Source organism: uncultured Sphingomonas sp. (genome assembly GCF_946477935.1).
Lineage (GTDB): Bacteria > Pseudomonadota > Alphaproteobacteria > Sphingomonadales > Sphingomonadaceae > Sphingomonas.
In genome coordinates this window covers 17,006-35,009 of record NZ_CAMLAC010000013.1, presented here as the reverse complement: position 1 = coordinate 35,009, position 18,004 = coordinate 17,006, and the positions used below count along the sequence as shown (strand labels likewise).

Here is an 18,004-nt window from a genome sequence, read left to right as displayed (position 1 = left end):
ACCTGCGTCTCTCGCCGCCACGCTCGACATAAACTGCGACTGCAAAGAATATGTGTAATGTGGAGCTCCACATTAGACGTATTCGCGCGGAGAGAGATCGATCTCAAGCTCGGCTCGTTCGTCGGGACTCAGTGCGTCGAGACGACGATCCAGGATCGACTCTGCGGTGGTAACTAGCTGCAGCACGACCGATTGGCCGTTTGCGAGATGCTGGCGGACGGCAGCGACCACGGTCGGAAGCTTCATGGACAGCAGCACCTGTCCGAAGAAGCGCTGCTTGGTGGATTCGAAGCGCGAGCGGGCCGACGCCTTGGCACCGCTGTTCAGCGTGGCGTTTTCCAGCCCGTCGACGACGCCGGTGAGTTCGAGAGCTCGCTCCATGTTCTGGTGGATGATCGACCAGGCGTCGGCATATGTGTCATAGATTTCGATCTGGGCCGGGGTCAGTTCGTGCCGGAGAATTTCGTACTCGACGCCCGCGAAACTCAACGCTCGCGCCATGTAGAGACCGGTCGCCTTGAGATCGCGAGCAACTAGCTCCATCGCCGCGATGCCGCCCTTGCGGATGCCGCTGATGAATTGCTCGCGATCGGCGAACGCGGTCTCCGGTCCCCAGAGGCCGAGGCGCACCGCATATGCGAGATTGTTGACCTCGGACGCGCCGGTCGCAGAGGCATAGAGCACGCGCGCACCGGGAAGCTGGTTCTGGAGAAGCACGCCGCAGATACCCTGCTGCGATCCTTCCTTGGCGCCAAGGGCGCCCTCCCCGCCCGCGACGCCGCCCATTTCATGGGCTTCATCGAACGCCAGTACGCCTCGGAAGTCGGCTCCCGCCCAATCGACGATCTGCTTCAGCCGGCTGTGATCGCCGCGCATCGAGCGCAGCGTGGGATAGGTGACAAGGAGGACACCCTGATCGAGCCTGATCGGCTCGTCGATCTTCCAGTTGGAGATGGGCTGAATGTCGCCGCTGAGACCGCCGAGCGCAGTCCAGTCCCGGCGCGCATCTTCGAGAAGGGGGGCGTTCTTGGTGACCCAGATGTTGCGGCGACGGCCTTGCAGCCAGTTGTCGAGAATGCAGGCTGCTATCTGCCGGCCCTTCCCTGCACCCGTCCCATCTCCCAGGAAGAAGCCTTTTCGATAGGCGTCGCCGTCCTCGGCAAGGGTCAAGCCGACGCCTTCCTTGTTCGGCTTGAAGCGGCCGGGGATCGTCTGCGCCCAAGCATGCCCCGCATAGACGACCGTTTCGAGCTGGGAGGCGGAAAGCAGGCGCTCGGCCACGGTGCGCTCGGGTAGCGACGGGACATAGTCGGGGACCGGCGCCGGGATCGATCCCATCGCCACGGATTCGACCAGCGCGGTCGGATGTTCGCCGGCGGTGGAGAAGCTGATGCGGCTTGGCCGGTAGGGAAGATAGACGCCGGTCTGCTCGAGGAGCGGTGCAGGCGTCGCGAGCTTCTCATATTCGACGGGGAGCACATCGTTGCGAACGGGCGCGTGAAAGGTCCGCGGTTCTGGGCGGCTGCTCTTGACCGCGCGAAAAAGCGAGATGCCGACCGACCGCTTTGGCGCAGGCACGCACTCGTCTTGACGGGCCCTCGATCTTTCGGGAACGCGCAGCGCATCGAGAAGCTCGGCCACAGAGGAGCGCTGGATTACGGAAGGCGGTGCCTTGCCGGGGACCTTGTCGATCACGAACAGTCGGACGGCGATCGACGTCCCGTGCTTCAAATAGCACTTTTCGAGCCGCACCGAGGTCTGGACGGTGACGTTGCGCAGCACCGTTTCGTACTGGTCGCGCATTCTGGCGCTGGGTCCGAACCAATCAGGCATGATCGCAATCAGACGTCCCCCCGACTGCAGCCGGCGAAGCGCAGCCTGTAGATGGCGGACCGCCGCATAGTCGTCAGCGCCGCGCCCGAGGGAGCGCGAGAATGGCGGGTTCATGAGGATGAGCGAGGGTCGCTCGGCAGCAGCCAAGGTCGAGTTGATCGTTGCGCCGTCCTCGCCGGAGATCGTAGCCTCCGGGAAGACGCGGTGCAGCCGCCCACGGCGGAGGGGATCGAGCTCGTTGAGGTGGAGGGCTTTGTGCTGCCCGATTTGAGCGACAAGCAGTCCGTTGCCGGCGCTCGGCTCGAGGATGACGTCATCGGGCTGGACGTCCGCAAGCAGGACCGCGACGGCGGCGATGTCGACTGGCGTTGAAAATTGCTGCCAGTCGAGTTGCTCCTCGCTCCGCACCGTCTGGGTCGGGAGCCTCTCCGAAAGTGCGACCAGGCTGCTGACGTCAGCAAAGGACTTCAAGCTCTGGCCGGTTGAGCGGAGGTGTAGGGCGAGCGCATGTTCGAGGACCTCGAAGCTTGTGCGCTGAGTCCAGCGGCCGTCGGCGTCGGACCCGCCGAAAGCGGTGACCATGATATCGTTGATCAGGCGGCGGCTGATGACGCTGTCCGCTGCGAGGTGCGGAAGGAGCAGACGCGCGGCATGATGGTCGGCGCGATCGGCCGCGTGGAAGAGGTCGGTCATCTCGGGATCTCCTTCGTGGCTGCACCCTCAGCAGCATCACGCTCTCGATCCCCCTCCCCTCTTCCGGCGCCGAGCGCCTAGGCCCCGATGGGCTGGACGGTGGCGTCGAGGGCTTTCGCCCAATCCTTGAACTTTGCCGGGGGCGGTGCCCGGCGGATGATCAGACCCGGCCGTCGATAATGGTTCTCCGCCTTGTCGGCCGCGCGTCGGCCTTCGGCGTCATTGTCCTGGGCGATGAGGAGCGTATCGATTGCGGACGGGATGACTAGTTGATCGAGACGCCGTGCGCCGAGAGAAGCCCAGCAGGGGATGGCGTTGAGACGAGCGAACGCATCTGCGGTTTCGAAGCCTTCGGCAATCGCAAGGATGGTGCCCCCCTCCCCGCCCCGCCACGAGCCGTTCCCAGGCGTGCCAAGCATTACCTTGCGCGTATAGTCGGCGGTCGCGGGGTCGAGAAAAATCCTCTGAATGGCGACCAGTTGACGGGTCTCGCGCACCGCGATCAGCAGGGCCGGCTCGAATACCGTCTTCGGCCTCGGCATGTATGGGCACCGCGGATGGAAGCGCACCTCGCGTGGCGGCGGAAGGAGGTTGCGGCGAGCGAGATAGCGTTCGGCCAAGGTGCCTCGAACATCGCCAGCCTGCTCCCAGAGCCGGTCGACATTGGCCGGGCGCTGCGGGCCGGTTGGGTCGGGTGCCGAATAGTGGCGATCTGGTCGGACCCGGCGGAGTTCCCTCAGGACGTCTTCTCGCGAGCATCCGGCAAAGCAGGTAACGAGGATCCCGCGATCGCCTTGGCGGATCGACAGGCTTGGATCGCTGTCGCTGTGAGCTGGGCAGCGGCACATCGCGATATAGCCGCTCCAGGTACCACCGAGCGCCCCGACGATGTCGACTAGTTCCTGCGTGGGCCTCTTGGCTGTAAGCGGCATGGGTTCACCTCCTGCTCTCCAGCCTAGACCCCCCTCCCCTCCTCAGCGTCGTGCCAGTTGTCGACGGATGCGACTCGGGTGAACTTCCTCAAAGAATCATCTTTAAAAACGCCGCTGCTCGCAGCGGAAGGATTCGTGTTTCAAAAGATTCAGATTCTGGGCGCGAAAACCCCATCGAAATCAACGGACTACGGCGTTTTGCCTGACCGCACGGGGGTGTTTGACTGACCCATTGGGGGCTTCAACCTGTCCCGTTGGGGGGTGATACCTGACCTGCTGGGGCAATCCTGACCGATTGGGGGGACCGTGATTTTGGGCGGGCTTTGGCACAGTTTTGATGCGCCTTGATCGGCAAAGCGACCAGAAAGGCGGTTGGCGGGCATCGTTTGGGGAGCGCCGCGCGACTCGGCACCCTTCTGCGAATTTTTACCCATAGACATGCAATTTTATCCTGACCGATTGGGGGAGGCCGAGCGGCGCACGATCCTGACCTGACTTGACGGAAGAGGTCAGGTCAGGCAGCAACTAGGCACCGGGACTCACATCTGATCGTAATCATGGCATGGAAACCGACGCTGGCCAAATAGATGAGGCGGTACACCTGACCGGCGAGGAAGCATCGCCAGGTCGTGCGATGCGAGTTGCGGCCGCGCTGAAGGCCAAAGGTGGCGATCAATTCGCTAAACCAGGTAGCATCATCGAAGTTAAATTCGTTAAGGGCGAGTCTCTTAGTCTGACAGCCTCGCGATTGCTTGCGCTGATGATCCTGACGGCGGGCGGGGATGCCTGGGAGGATCGTCCGCATCGCATGCGCAAGGCGGACATCCGCCGGGGTCACAAGGGCAATGAGCGTATCAGCGACATGTTGGAGGAGCTCCATCGCACGCTGTTCGCCGTCGACGACAAATCTTGGCGAGGGAAAAAGGCGACGCTGCGCTTCTCGCTCATCTCGCGGTCGCGCGAGGAGAGCGAAGAGGACGGTGGCGAGGCGGGCTGGATCGAGTGGGAGTTCACGCCCGACGCGCGAAAGCTCATTCAGGCTTCCGAGACCTATGCGGTGCTCAACCGGCAGGCCGTTCTTGGCTTCAGATCGAGCTACGCCCTAAAGCTTTATGAGCTTGGCGCACTCCGACTGCATCGGCGGCAGGCCACATGGAAGGGTGACATGCAAGCGCTCCGCGCCGCGCTGGGCATTCCGCCGGAGGTCTATGCGGACTTCGCCCAGTTGCGGCGGAAGGTGCTGGAAAAGGCGAAGGCTGAAATCGATCAGCTGGCCCATTTCAGGGTGGAGTGGCGGGAGGTTCGGCAGGGGCGGACGGTCACCGAGCTGGAGTTCCGCTTCGAGCCAAAGGGCGCACCCGAGGTTATCGAGACGGTGGACGAGCTAAATCGGCACTCATCGGGACGCGAAGCGCGGCGTGACGGTAGCGTGGAGACGGTGAGCGTTGCGGGGGCAGGGCAGGGGAAGATTCCGGCGCCAACGAAGTTTCTTCCCAAAGCCAAGCCGGAGGAAAAGACGTTCCCGCGAGGGTCGCTTCATTTTGGCGAGGATGAACTCCTGGCCATCGGCCGTGCACACGGGGGTGGCTGGGACATCAACATGATCGCGGATGCCTACCGCGAGCATATGGGTGAGCGCCTTGGGAAGCTCCGAGGTGCCAAGATGGTCGCCTCTTGGAAGGGGTTCTGCGAGGGCTGGGTCAACCGTCGGGGACGTCCCTGAGAGCAAGAATTGCACGCGTGCAATTTCGATGATCCCCCACCGAGTCAGGATGACGGGTAAAACTAGCCCGATGGCCGCTTCACCGCTCGGTGACTTTCGAAAGTTCGCCATTTCTTGACCGAAAAGCGCAAGTCGGTGTACCACACGCCGAATTGCGAAAGGTAGGCATGTGGCTAACGGACTCGAGATAGAGGAAGCCGAGCGGATCGTCTCGGTTGCGACGCTTGCCAGTCGAACTTCGTCAGTGCTTGAGAAGCTGCGCGATTCAGCCCGTAGTGCGCGGGCTGATGACCGGCGCGAGCCGACCTTCACGATCAGCAAGGCGGCCGAGCTGGTGGGTCGAACGCCGGCGGCGATCCGCGATGCGGAGAAGGACGGGCGCCTTCCCGAGCCATCACGGACCGACACCAATCGACGCGAACGATATACGCTGGCTCAGCTGAACGACATGCGAGGCGTCTTTGGGACCCGTCCCTATCGGGCGGCAAGTGATCCGTGCTGTGTCGTGGCCGTTCAGAACTTCAAGGGCGGGGTGGGCAAGTCCACGGTAGCGGTCCACCTTGCCCAATATCTGGCGATCCGAGGCTATCGCGTTGCCCTTGTCGATTGCGATAGCCAGGCTTCGGCAACGACGCTGTTCGGCTACGTTCCCGATCTCGACCTCGGCGAGGACGATACGCTCTATCCGTTCCTGCGGGAGGGCGAGCGGTTATCGCTCGATTACGCGCTGCGAAAGACGCATTTCGATGGCCTGGGACTGATCCCAGCAAACCTCCGGCTGTTCAACTCGGAGTATGAACTGGCCGCGCGCATGGCGCGGGGAAGCGACGGACTCCTCGACCGCTTGAAGGAGGGGATCGAGAGCATTTCGGATCGGTTCGACGTGATCGTGATGGATCCGCCGCCGGCGCTGGGCGCGATCTCGCTGTCGGTCCTCCGCGCGGCGAACGCCTTGGTCGTTCCGGTGCCGCCGACGGTCATGGATTTCTCGTCAACGGCGGCATTCCTGTCGATGCTCGATGAGACAATCGAGCAGCTGGCGGAGCGTGGTTTGGCGCCGGAGCTTCAGTTTCTGCGGTTCGTCGGTTCCAAGGTCGACGAGAACAAGTCGATGCAAAAGGAACTGCTGCATCTGATGCGGACGCTGTTCGGGCATGCGATGGTGCGGACACCACTCAAGGATTCGGCTGAGATCGATAATGCAACCGCCCGGCTGATGACCGTGTATGAGCTTGATGGCCCTGCGACCAGCTCGGCCGTTCGCAATCGCTGCCTTGGTTATCTCGACGGCGTGAACGCGGAGATCGAAGTCGATATCAGGTCGATGTGGCCAAGCCATCAGGCAGCGTTGCGCAAGGCTGCGCTGGCGTGAAAGTCCGAAATTGCACGCGTGCAATTTTGCGAGAACAAGGAACAATTGCACGCGTGCAATTCGCTAGAGGGAGGCTCGAATGAGCAGGAAAAACACCGGCTTTGCGGCCGATCTGGCGGCGGGCATCGATCTGTCCGAGGAAACTCCGCCGCCGCGTCGCTCGGGCCTCGCTTCAAACGTGCTGACGGGGCGCTCAAATAGGCTTGCGGACCTTGCTTCCGGCGCGATCGTCAATCGTACGCATGAACTTGTCGATCCGGCGCGCTGCCGGATGTGGGCAGGGCATAACCGCGACTACGCGCTGCTTACCGAGGAACGCTGCGCGGATCTGATCGAGAGCATCAAGGCGCAGGGGCGCCAGGAGATGCCGGCGATCGTGCGGCGAGTCTCAGGCGATCCTGACTTCGATTTCGAAGTGATCTGTGGAGCGCGGCGGCATTGGTCGATCAGCTGGCTGAGAACCCACAATTACCCTGACTTCAAGTTTCTGGTCGATGTGCGCGAAATCGGGGACGAGGAAGCTTTCCGACTCGCCGACATCGAGAACCGGGCTCGTGATGACCTGACTGACCTTGAGCGGGCTAGGGACTATCTGCGCGCGCTCGACACCTATTACGATGGCCGCCAGAAGACCATGGCCGAGCGGCTCAAGGTCTCCGAGAGCTGGCTGACCCGCTACCTCGATCTGGCGCGCCTGCCAGAGGAGCTGACCCGGGCGTTCGTGAATCCACAGGATCTTGGCATTCGCAACGCGATTGCCCTTAAGGGGCTTCTGAAGCCGGAGGACCGTAAGGCGAGGGCCTACAAGGAGGCAGCGCGACTTTCCGAAGCGCAGGCGGCGAGCGGAGAGGTGTTGCCGGTTCTCGATGTGATCAAGGCGCTCACCTTGGCGGCAGACCCCCCCAAGAGGTCAGGATCCCCCAAGAGGTCAGGAAAGCCGGAGACCGTCTCCAGTTCAACCGGGAAGCCGGTGCTCCGGATAGAGGGCGCCGACCGGAAGGGCATCCGCTTGACCCTGCTGAGCAAGGGCGGAGCATCTCGCCAGGACGCGGAGGAGGCGATCCGGGCGGTGCTAGATCAGCACTGGGCGTGACCCGAACGAGGCCGACGCCAGGAGCTTGCGGGCACCTTGGGGTGTGACCTTCAGCAGGCGCGCGACCGCGGCAGGCTGAAGTCCTGGGTAGGAGAGCTGGAGCCGAGCGAGCAGGGGAGCCTTGCTCCGCTTCGTGACCTGAAGATCCAATTGGATGCGCGCCGCCGCACGTTCGAGGGAATCCAATTCCCGAAGCCCCGTCAGAGCCGTTCGGCCAATCGCCCGGACCATCAGCGTAGCGAGTTCGACAGGGGAGGGGGGCAGGTACTTTGGCAGCAGGATACAAGAAGGGATGACCTGCGTGGTGAAGCCGGCGCGGTAGAGCATCCGTGGCACCGCGACCGCTATCAGCCAGTTTCGATCGCGATCGCGCGGTGGAAGGTTGAGCGTCCGGCCATCGAGGCTAACCACATCCCATCCGCTTGTGGGCGCTGGCTCGGTGGATGCGGCCAGCTCGAAGACCCGTTCCGCGACGCCGAGGATGTCGCCGGTAGGGAAGGGGGCGTCTGCCGCCGCCCGCACCTTCCGCCAAAGTGGACCGAAATGGGCGAGGTCCGACGTCGCATAGGTTTCCGCCTCAGCGCGATCGTCCAAGACCGAACGCAGCGCATTCAGCGTCGCGCGGGCGAGCGGGTCGCTGAGATCCTCATCGCGGCTGAGAGCAATGTGGAAGATGGCCGCAACCGAGATCGGATCGTTGAGGCCCTCCGACGAGCGGGGAGGGGGTGCGCGGCCCGCGATCCAGTCCTGCAGGTCTCTCACTGCGATTGGCACGCCGGCGAGGCCGGCGAGGGCAGATGCGCCCTCCAGACGCGAACGGGCGAGAAAGATGTCTGCGCATGTGCTACCCTGCAAGCGGCCGTCTAGGCGCCCCAGCAAAAGCAATGCGTCATCGGCGCGCGGGTTGTCGTCGCGGGTCATGGGCGACGACGATGCCACGCGAAGAAACCAAAGTCAGCAGTTGGTTTCCTCGTCCGTACCCTTCGTTATGTGAACCTTTGATAATTGCAGTTATCGCACAAGCGGAATTGACCATTCTTTATAAGGTGCGTTACAAGCTGGGCTGAGGGGGCAGGGCGGTTGAGCGCGGAAAAGACGGTCTTCTGGTCGTGGCAAAGCGATCTCGACGGGCGGGTCACGCGCGAGCTGATCCGCTTCGCGCTCGACGCCGCGATCGCGCTCGTATCGGCTGAGGTCGAAGAAGCCGATCGGCCGAGCCTGACATCCGACACCCAGGGCGTCGCCGGAACCCCCGATATCGTCGCGACCATTCTACGGAAGATCGATGCCGCGGCGGTGTTCGTCGGAGATGTAACGCCGATCGCCGTCTCAGCGACCGGGAAGGCCTGCGCCAATCCCAACGTGCTGCTTGAGTTGGGCTACGCCAACCGGGCGCTCACCGACTCTCGCGTCATTCAGGTCTGGAACACGGCATTCCCCGGCGCGACGCTCGACAAGCTGCCGTTCGACATGCGGGGGAGGCGCGGCCCGATCGCGTTTCATCTGTCCGAGGGCGCCGATACAGGCGAATTGCGGCGCGTGCGCGGGGAGCTCACCAGGCAGCTGGCGACTGCGCTGAAGCTGTCGCTTGAACAGATCCCAGCGCCACCGCCCGAAGCGGTGCAGTGGCAGCCGCATTTTGCCGGCGACCTTGACCTCTGGTTTGATCGAGACGTCCCGCAGATCGTGACGAGCAGCCATGGCAGCCGCAAGGTCATGTGGAAGCAGCAATTCCCCGGCTACGCGCGCATCATCCCCTCGAAATGGGCCGCAAAGCCGGGAGCTAGGCGCGCCCTAGCCGAGCATATGGGTCATCCTGCACTGCTCGCGCGTGCCAATTCGTTCAACTACGGTGCGAGCCAAGGCGGCGTCATGGTTTACTGGCCAGGTACGCCGGAAGGGGACGTCGATCCAACCCGTGCGCTCACGCAATGGTTCGAGAAGACCGGTGAAATCTGGGGTGTAGGCGGGGGCTTTCTCTTCCAGCGCGAAGGCGAGCGGATCACGCTAGCGACCGGATATTTCTTCAAGCAGTGGGTGAACTTTCTGGAGCGCAACTGCGCGCTTGCCCTTGCGCACGGCGGTTCGTTCCCGCTCCACATCCGCCTCGGTATCGCCAACCTCACAGATAGCTGGTGGCCACGTGGCCCATTCCAGTTCGATGACGAGGGCTATGCCGCCGTCGAGCTCGCTTATGAGTATGCTGCGTCGCTTACCTCGATCGACGAGGCCGATATCCGGCGCGTGGCCGTGGAGGCGTTCAACGGATTGGCGGCGGTCTACGGGTTGGAGCCGTTCACCCTTGAGCAGATTATCGAGATGGCGAAGCCATGGTGACGCCGTCTGAGGACGCCAAGCCTATAGGCGCAACGACGACGGCGCTGAGTATCCCTCTGGCAGGGGCGGGGGACGATCTCGCTTGGACCATCGTCCAAATGCGCGCCGGCGCCCGCATCGTCATCAACGAGGGGCTGATCAAGGCGTATCAGGCGGCCTCGTCACCTCACAGCATTCGTGCGCTTAAATCCGATGTCGAAGCCTTCGATGCGTGGTGCCGGCGTGCCAACCGGATCGCAGTGCCAGCGGCTGCGGAAACCGTGGCCGACTATCTCGACGCGCGGGCCGGGAATGGCAGCCGGCCAGCTTCGCTGGCGCGCTACAAGGCGTCGATCGCCAAGATCCACCAGCTGCTCGACCTTAAGGACCCGACCCAGGCTGAGCTGGTCAAGCTGCGACTTCGCGCCATTCGTCGGGAGAAGGGGACCGCGCAGGCGCAGGCACGCCCGCTGCGCTTCAAGGGGCCGGTACGAGACATCGAGCGCGATAAACCCCGTGGGATCAACATCAGGGGGCTTCTGGAGGCATGCGCAGACGATTTGCCGGGGTTGCGCGACCGTGCGCTGCTTTCGGTAGCTTACGACACTGGCCTGCGCGCTTCCGAACTGGTCGCGATCGAGGTCGAGCATATCCAGGAGGCGCTCGATCCCGAGGCGCGGCTGCTGGTGATTCCGCGGAGCAAGGGCGATCAGGAAGGGGAGGGGGCGACAGCATTCCTCAGCCCGCGATCGGTACGCGCAATCGCTGCCTGGGCCGAGGCAGCGGGCATAGGCCAAGGGCCGCTGTTCCGTCGCGTGCAGGTTCGGCGTTACAAGGCGCGGGTTGCGGTGAAGGGACGGAGCATCGACAGCATAACGGCACGGGAGACCTGGGACCTGCGCAAGACGCTGTCGCGGCCGGCAGTGCCGGCTCGCACCGAGTATGACATCGGCTCCGTCGCGCTTCACCCCGCCTCCATCGGACCCATCTACCGGGCGATGATCCAACGCGCATTCGACAGCGGCGCGCTAGCCGATCTTACCGCTGACGATATCGTGCGGTTGCTGAAGGGAGTGAGCGCGCACTCGACCCGGGTCGGCCTGAACCAGGACCTGTTCGCGAGCGGTGAGGATCTTGCCGGGATCATGGACGCCTTGCGGTGGAAGAGCCCGCGCATGCCACTTGCCTACAACCGTAACCTCGCGGCCGAGGCCGGTGCTGTTGGCCGCCTTCTGGAGAGATTGAAGTGACGGCGCCCGGGATCGACACCTGCTCGCTGGTACCCTTGTACGTCGAGGCGTTCTTCGGCGAACAGCTTCTTGGAGGTGCGACGGCGTTCCCGTGGCTGCGGCTCGACGGACGTCTGTCCCTGCTGACCAATTGGCACGTCGTCTCCGGCCGCAACAACGAGACTAACGAGGTCACGCATAGGAAGGGCGGCATTCCGGATCACCTGCGGGTGCACGTCCCCTTGAACGATCGGGATCGACCGCCGCTGATCGTTCGGGTGCCGACCATCGACGCGGACGAAGCGCCGCTTTGGGTCGAGCATCCCCAACACGGTCGCGCTGTCGACGTCGCAGCTCTGGACGTGGATTTGCCGCCGCCTGGCGAAGCCTCGGTAATGCCGATGAACGTCGTGCGCACCGTGGCACTCAAGCAGCGGATCGGAATGCCGATCTTCATCCTCGGCTATCCGTTCGGTCGCCTCGGCATCGGGCTGCCGGTGTGGAAACAGGCAACGTTCGCAAGTGAGCCGTTCTTCACCGCGAGCAAGCACCAGCGATATCTGATCGTGGACACTGCGTCGCGGCCGGGCATGTCGGGGTCGCCGGTCATCCAGAGAGCGCATGGCGAAATCGAGCTGGAGGACGGGCACGGCCGCATCGAAGCTGGGGACGGCGCAGTCAACTTCATCGGCATCTACTCGGGCCGGTTTCACACCAACGACCCGTCCGACGCCCAACTCGGTCGCGTATGGCCCGCAGTCCTGGTGCGAGAAGTTGTCGCGGCGGCCGAAGCCCGCGCAAGAGCTCAATATGGCTGACGGTCTTCAAGCTCATGCACTCGAGGCCGCCTTCCTGGCTCTTCGTGCCGTGTTGCCAACTGGTCAGCCTCGCGCCCCAAAGCAATTCTACGCGCTCGGCGACCTGCAATCTGCCTTCCAGTCGCTGAGGGCCCCGCTCGCTACCGCCAAGGCGCGGGGCGGTCTCATCAATCCCTGGTCGCTAGCGGGCTTGGGCCATGATGAGGTGCGTAATGCGGGCGCGCTGGCCGGGCTCTGGATGACCGAGTTCGGGGGCGAGACGTCGAGTATGTTCCTGGCGCACTATCTTCGCGCCGCGCTGCCAACGACGGATTGGTTCGAGGCGCTGGGGACGGGGTACCGTGTCGAGACTGAAGTCTGTCCGATGGGGGATGCTGCCGACCGGGTAGACCTGATCATCGAGACTAGCGTCCATCTGATCGGCATCGAGGTGAAGATACATGCCGGCCTCGGCCGCGATCAGCTCGATCGATACAAGGCGTCGGTGTTTCGGAGGGCTGAGTTGCAGAAGCGATCGGCACGGATCGTGTTGCTGGCGCCGTTCTCGCCCAACGTGCCGGACGTGTCATCGACAAGCTGGTCTGACGTTGCACGCGCCGCTTCCACGGCAGCCGGTGCGTCGGTCGTCGGTCGGTCCTTTGTACAGCAAATGATTGCCGCGTTCGGCGCGCATGTCCAAGCGTTTTAAGAGGAACTGATCATGCCGGAGCCCGCCGTAGGCGCTGTCATCGTGACCCACATCGATGAGCTCGAGGCCGCCCTTCGATACGCTCACAGCACGATGCAGCCCATGCTTGCGAAAGCCGTCGCAGCCCTGCTCGACGACAAGCGGCGTGCGCTAGGCTGGGCGGGTGAGGCACCGGCTGATTTTGACGAGACGCAATGGTTCGCGCCCGAGGATTGGCGCATGCCGGAATCAGACGAGAATGACTGCTACCTCTCGTTCGTGTTGGACACAGTGTCCTGCCTGGATGGTCATGAGCCCGAGACTTGGATCGGCACGATCGCGGGCTTCGCTGGCGCTGGTATCCGGTTCGCGGCGAGCACGGATGCCCTTGGCCAGCGCGACTGGAAGGCGCTGTTGAGGTCGCAAGGACCCCTGATCGACGAGCTCGTCGATCGAGGGTTCCGCTGTGATATCAAGACCGGCGATGTCGCTCTCACGATCCCGGTTAGCAAGGAAGCGCTGAGCGCGGGGTTTGAGGAAGAAGACCTGGAAGCTGCGCTCGAGCCGCTTGGCTTAGCGATCGATCGTATCCATGCGGCGAGGAGCACGCTGGATCGGCTGGTGGAAGAGATCAAGGCGGCGCGAGGCCGATGACCGCGCCTAGTGCCCTATCTGGACCCGCAGATCCTCCTCGGCGGTTGCTTGAGACGTGAAGGCGAACCGTGCTGGTTGACTACGATCACCCGGAAAGTTGGCCGCCAACGGTTATCACTCTCCTTGACGAGCATCTCGATCTTCTGGACGATTGGGCGACTACGCGGCGCTTCGCCACCGGATTTCAGTATGACCGGGTGGTCGAGCGACTGGGCGAGCTGCTGCGGCCACACGACGTTCTGGCGTGGCATTGCAGCCGTCTGATGGTCCATGAGCGGGTGTCCATTCTGGCGGAAGGAATGGATCTTCCAAGCGCCGACAGCTTGATGAGAAGGATCGATGCGGCGGTGTCGTCGGGCGCGTTTACGTCGGAGATTGCCGCGCAATTCCGGCTTCGTCACCAAGCGCACTCACCGACGCGGGCTGGACGGATCTGGTTCCTCTTCACGCGTCCGTGCAACGATGACGGCGTCGAGGATTTTCTTCGGTTCTGGGGTGGAGAGGCACTCTATGCCGCGATTGACCGGGACCCCGACCTCGGGCCCGTCCTGCGTTCGGTGGGGGTGAGTTCGGTTGTCGAAGCGGCAATTCCCTTCACATTTTTCCAAGACAGCTTGGGTTACGAATCCCACTTCGCTCGCCAGTTCTGTGCTTGGCGTGCTGGCCACCCCTATGATGGGGTGCCGCACGATCGGGCGCTTGCGGCTATTCCGGCGAATCACATCTGTCGGATCGTAACATTCGATGATCCAGACTTCGAAAGCCTGACGGGTTGTGACCGATACTTCGAGCCGCTGATGTCCGCCCCGCTTCCACCGCCACCGCGATAGTCTGAATAGGCTGCCAATGACAAAACGGGCAGCGCCATTAGCCAGCGCGTCGACGACGCAATTCCGATAGCCGGGGGTCGGCTAGGGTTTCCTGCCTGCCGGAAAGCACGTCCAGCACCTCTTCAATCTTATACGGCCATAGCGTCGCATCCTCGGCGAGGGTCGCCCAGAGAAGGTCGAGCATCGCGGCGGGATAAACCAGCGCGGGATGGCTTCCGACCTCCGAGCGAAGCGTTAGTCCACGCAGCATTCCGCCTCGCACCGGCACCAGCCGCGGCAAGATCGCCTGCACGACCTGCGGGAAAAGATCGCCGCTAGCCAAAGCGAGATCGACGAGGCGGGTGGATATCTCCGGGGTCCGGAGGGCCCGGTGATTGGGCCAGACGTCGATTAGGAACCTGACGAGGCGCGCACGCCACTTGGCCTCGTGGTCCGCTGACCAATGCTCAAGATGCCACAGAATCTGTCCGCGCAGATCATCATCGCTCTCAACGAGGATCTCGCGCAGCTCTGCGCTGGTGACGAGTTGCGCGGGCGGATCGGCATCGGGATCGCCGCCCCAGCCAATCAGTAGGAAGCCGCCGATGACATTGGCTTCGGCGCGGCGTCGCATGGGCGACATGGCCCGAGCGAGAAGTCCCGGCTTCAGGCGCTCGTAAAGCGTTCGGCTCGGCGCCCGGGCCGCCCAGAGGATGCCGTCCCACAGCGCGTCGCCATCATCGCCCTCGTCATCTACCACAGTAAGCAGATTTGCGTTGGTCCAGTCAGGGGCAATGGCGAACAGCCAATTGATCTGGAATCCTAGCATCACGAGCGCGTGCCGGCGCATGTCGCCCGGCAGCGCGATTAGCTGTTCGTGGCGGCGCGTCCAATCTTCGGGGAAGCCTTGGCCGAACGGGAGGCCCTTGGTCGACGGGTCCTTCATGAGCAGGCTGGCGAGCTTGCCGGCGGGCGCGTTCAGCGCATCGTTCGCCCAGCTGCTGTCGACGCGGTGCTTGCGGTCGTCGTCGCGCAGCGGCAGCGCTGCCATGAGTGGGTCCCATAGGCAGTCCAGCACTGCGGCGAGTTCGGCGAAGAGGCGCTCGCCCAGGCCTTGAAGCCATTCGGCAGCCGGATAGGCGATGGTGCTAAGTGCATCGGGCGACAGGGATGCGAGGCGGCCGGCGATCGCCTGCGTTAGCCTTATAGAATCATGCTTGCGCGTCTCGGCATAAAGAAAGGCTGACCAGAAGGAGACCGGAACCTCGCCCTTGCGCGCGGCATCCGTAAGGACTGCGAGCGCTCGTGCGGGCTTCTGCTCGGCGAGGCCGTTGAACGGGCGGCGCTCGACAAAGTCGAAGAAGTCGGACTGGCCCGCCTGCCGGGCTCGTTCGAGGACCTCACTGATCGGCACCTGTTCTAGCACGCGCGGATCGGCGTCGGTGTCGATGGTGCGCACCACTGGCGCGTGCGAGTCCGCCGCTTCCTCGCCGGAACGCTCCGACCACCCTTCCGCGATCGGGCGAAGCGCCGCCATTTCCGCCTCGACATCAAACGAGAAAGCGACATCATGCCGTGACAGCCAATGCAGGCGATCGAGCCGATAATGAGCCGCCGCGCGGGCCTTTCCGCCGCGGGTTCTGTCGGACCAAGGAAATGTCGTAGTGAGGATGCGATGCTCAAATCGCGTCCGATCCTCGGTGGCGAAGTCTGGCCAGCGGTCGCGGATCGCATAGAGAAGGTCGCGCTGCTGCTCCGAACTCCAGAACGTGTGGTCGGGGAAGCCGAGCAGGATGTCGGCCGCTTCCCCCGGCGGTACGATCGGATTGCTCGCCGCCCAAATGCGCAGGCGCCCGAAGATATATTGATCGTCCGTCGGCCATCGGGCGATCTCGCTGCGGGCGAGTTCGGGTGAGACTTCGACCAGCTGCTCCATCAGCTGGAGGAACAGCGCGATCGGGCCCGTGAGCCCATAGCTGTCATAGGCTATGGGGGGAGCGCCGTCGTCTGGCCGCGTCGTTTCCATATGGACATGGTCGTGCCCGGAGATCTCGGCTTCGATTGAGCGGGCGAGGTCGAGGTTCTCGCGGAAGCGCGTGGTCGCATAGGCAAGCTGATCGTCGGGAATGGTCAGCAGCTCGTAGGGATGCGGATAGTCGACATCATAGGCGACCAGCGGGTTCGGGCGGTCGCTGTCGGACCAGGAGAGCGGATGCGGCACCCCGAACTTGCGGTCGACCTTCAGTCGGGGCCGAAAGAGGGCTGCATAGTCGCGTACGCGCGCTTCTGACCATCCCTCGCGCGCCACCCGCTGGCTGAGCTCGAAATAGCCTTGGTCGGGTTCCACCCGGCGATCGGACCAGCTCGCGATCAGGAAGCGCCAGCCGCGTCGGATGTCGTCGGGCCAACGATCCGGGTCTTGGCGGAGCCATGCTTCGATCATCTCAACGATGCGCGGGTGGAGGGGACCGTTCGCGGCCGCCCACCATAGGGCGACCGGCTGATGAGCAACGCGGTGAAACCAGATGCCGAGATGGTGGAGGCGAGTGCTCAGTGGTCCGGCAAGATTTGCCCGGTGGCCGTAAAAGTCGCCGAACCCCGTTTCCTGTACGTCCTCCTGATCGAAGCGGGTGGGCGCGAAGGCGCTCCACGTGTCATCGGGCACCTTCCGGTCGCGAAAAGCGTCGTCCTCATCGACCGGCTGCGGCGGCGTGTCGAAGTCGAGCGCCAGCTTCTCATAAGGATCGATCCGCTCGCCGGATTCACCATAGGGGTCGATAAGACCCGGCTTGTCGAACCGCTGGCGTGGATCCAATGCGAGCAGCCATGAAGCGGGCAGCGGTGTCTCGGCGATGCTGACACGCCGGGCGCCTTCTCGGGTCGATAGCATATGGGCGATCTGGCCGCGCAGATGCGGATCGAGTTCGGCGGGCCCTGCGGACGCGATATCAATCAGCCTGGCGTACCAGCCATCGACGTCGCGCGCGCGCTCGGCCCAGGCCGCGAGGCTGTCCCACAGGGGATCATAGCCTTGGCTGCTGTCGAATGGGATTGCCCGCACACCCCGATGTTCCCAAAGCGCCGCGTCGTCCGCGTTGCTGCCCGGCTGAAAGGCGAACAGCCGGCTGCGATTGCCGGCGTGGAGATTCAGCGCCTCAAGCAGATATTGAACTGGCGGATCGTCGGCGCCGTAGCCGACGAAGACGATCTGGAAGCGGGCAAGCAGTGACTGCATGAAGCGCGTCGCCCAGCCGTCGGACAGATAGGCGCGACCGAAGTCGGCGCTGGAAACAATGAACTCCTCGTCGCCCGGTCCGAGATAATCGGCATCCACGCGCCCGTGAAGATGAACGATGCCGCCGAAGCCGGCGCTGCGCGGGTCGGGCAGGACCGGAGGTCCGGAGCAGGCAAGCCCGGGCGCCGCTGCCTCGAACAGCAAGTCGAAATTGGTAGTGACCAGCCGGACCGTTCCGTCGCGGCCGCTCGACAGGTCGATCAGAGTTCGGTGCGCGCTGAGGTCTGGATCGTCCGCAGGCTTGATCGCGCGCGCAACGGCGTTCCGGACATCGCGTTGTTCGAACTCGCGTTCGAGCAGGCTGAAGATGCGATCGGTGGCGATCAGTCCGCCGACGCCGTCGATCGGGTCGAGCTCATTGATCCGGCGGAACAGCTTGCGGGCAAGACTCTTGTCGCCGGCGCCGAGGAGATCGATCACGTCGCCGCCGAGCTTGAGAAAGTCGGGCAGCCCGGCGCGGTGGCGGGAGACGCCGGCGCCGCAGAAGAAGATGACGTCACCCGCGTCGCGCGCGATCAGAAGATCGTCGGGAATCGAGGGACCGTTGGCAAGGAAGCGCATGGCAGAGGT

The 18,004-nt window shown here is 63.7% G+C and carries 14 protein-coding genes; 10 read left to right on the top strand and 4 right to left on the bottom strand.

Annotation, left to right across the window (positions count from 1 at the left end):
- Nucleotides 1-72: 72 nt before the first annotated feature.
- On the bottom strand, nt 73-2,526 hold the full coding sequence (locus Q0U08_RS03055) for a strawberry notch-like NTP hydrolase domain-containing protein (RefSeq protein WP_298089658.1): 2,454 nt from the start codon (nt 2,524-2,526) through the stop codon (nt 73-75).
- A gap of 77 nt (nt 2,527-2,603) precedes the next feature.
- Nucleotides 2,604-3,458: a toprim domain-containing protein gene (locus tag Q0U08_RS03050; protein WP_298089657.1), complete on the bottom strand. Its 855-nt coding sequence runs from the start codon at nt 3,456-3,458 to the stop codon at nt 2,604-2,606.
- A 78-nt stretch (nt 3,459-3,536) separates the two neighbouring features.
- Between Q0U08_RS03050 and Q0U08_RS03045 the strand changes: the two genes are divergently transcribed.
- From Q0U08_RS03045 to Q0U08_RS03030, 4 genes are all read left to right on the top strand, one after another.
- Entirely contained in the window at nt 3,537-3,686 is a 150-nt protein-coding gene (locus tag Q0U08_RS03045) for a hypothetical protein (protein WP_298089656.1), read from the top strand.
- Nucleotides 3,687-4,020: 334 nt separating this feature from the next.
- A complete protein-coding gene (locus tag Q0U08_RS03040) occupies nt 4,021-5,181 on the top strand; it encodes a replication initiation protein (RefSeq protein WP_298089655.1) in 1,161 nt (386 codons plus the stop codon).
- Between the two features lie 169 nt (nt 5,182-5,350).
- Nucleotides 5,351-6,553 (top strand): AAA family ATPase, encoded by a 1,203-nt coding sequence (locus tag Q0U08_RS03035; RefSeq protein WP_298089654.1) that lies wholly within the window; start codon nt 5,351-5,353, stop codon nt 6,551-6,553.
- Nucleotides 6,554-6,632: 79 nt separating this feature from the next.
- Nucleotides 6,633-7,646, top strand: coding sequence for a ParB/RepB/Spo0J family partition protein (locus tag Q0U08_RS03030; RefSeq protein ID WP_298089653.1), 1,014 nt, complete (start codon nt 6,633-6,635; stop codon nt 7,644-7,646).
- Here the strand turns inward: Q0U08_RS03030 and Q0U08_RS03025 are convergent.
- A complete protein-coding gene (locus tag Q0U08_RS03025) occupies nt 7,626-8,567 on the bottom strand; it encodes a hypothetical protein (protein ID WP_298089652.1) in 942 nt (313 codons plus the stop codon). The two genes, Q0U08_RS03030 and Q0U08_RS03025, sit on opposite strands and share 21 nt — an antisense overlap.
- A gap of 159 nt (nt 8,568-8,726) precedes the next feature.
- Here Q0U08_RS03025 and Q0U08_RS03020 point away from each other — a divergent pair, with 159 nt between their 5' ends.
- From Q0U08_RS03020 to Q0U08_RS02995, 6 genes are all read left to right on the top strand, one after another.
- On the top strand, nt 8,727-9,983 hold the full coding sequence (locus Q0U08_RS03020; RefSeq protein WP_298089650.1) for a hypothetical protein: 1,257 nt from the start codon (nt 8,727-8,729) through the stop codon (nt 9,981-9,983).
- 98 nt (nt 9,984-10,081) lie between these two features.
- Entirely contained in the window at nt 10,082-11,212 is a 1,131-nt protein-coding gene (locus tag Q0U08_RS03015; RefSeq protein WP_298089660.1) for a tyrosine-type recombinase/integrase, read from the top strand.
- A complete protein-coding gene (locus tag Q0U08_RS03010; RefSeq protein WP_298089649.1) occupies nt 11,209-12,009 on the top strand; it encodes a trypsin-like peptidase domain-containing protein in 801 nt (266 codons plus the stop codon). Before Q0U08_RS03015 ends, Q0U08_RS03010 begins: the two co-directional genes overlap by 4 nt.
- Entirely contained in the window at nt 12,002-12,697 is a 696-nt protein-coding gene (locus Q0U08_RS03005) for a PD-(D/E)XK nuclease family protein (protein WP_298089648.1), read from the top strand. Before Q0U08_RS03010 ends, Q0U08_RS03005 begins: the two co-directional genes overlap by 8 nt.
- A 12-nt stretch (nt 12,698-12,709) precedes the next feature.
- A complete protein-coding gene (locus Q0U08_RS03000) occupies nt 12,710-13,330 on the top strand; it encodes a hypothetical protein (RefSeq protein WP_298089646.1) in 621 nt (206 codons plus the stop codon).
- Nucleotides 13,331-13,398: 68 nt separating this feature from the next.
- Entirely contained in the window at nt 13,399-14,160 is a 762-nt protein-coding gene (locus Q0U08_RS02995; RefSeq protein WP_298089645.1) for a hypothetical protein, read from the top strand.
- Nucleotides 14,161-14,197: 37 nt separating this feature from the next.
- On the opposite strand, the gene Q0U08_RS02990 is transcribed toward Q0U08_RS02995, so the two are convergent.
- Nucleotides 14,198-17,995 (bottom strand): SIR2 family protein, encoded by a 3,798-nt coding sequence (locus Q0U08_RS02990; protein ID WP_298089644.1) that lies wholly within the window; start codon nt 17,993-17,995, stop codon nt 14,198-14,200.
- Nucleotides 17,996-18,004 lie beyond the last annotated feature (9 nt).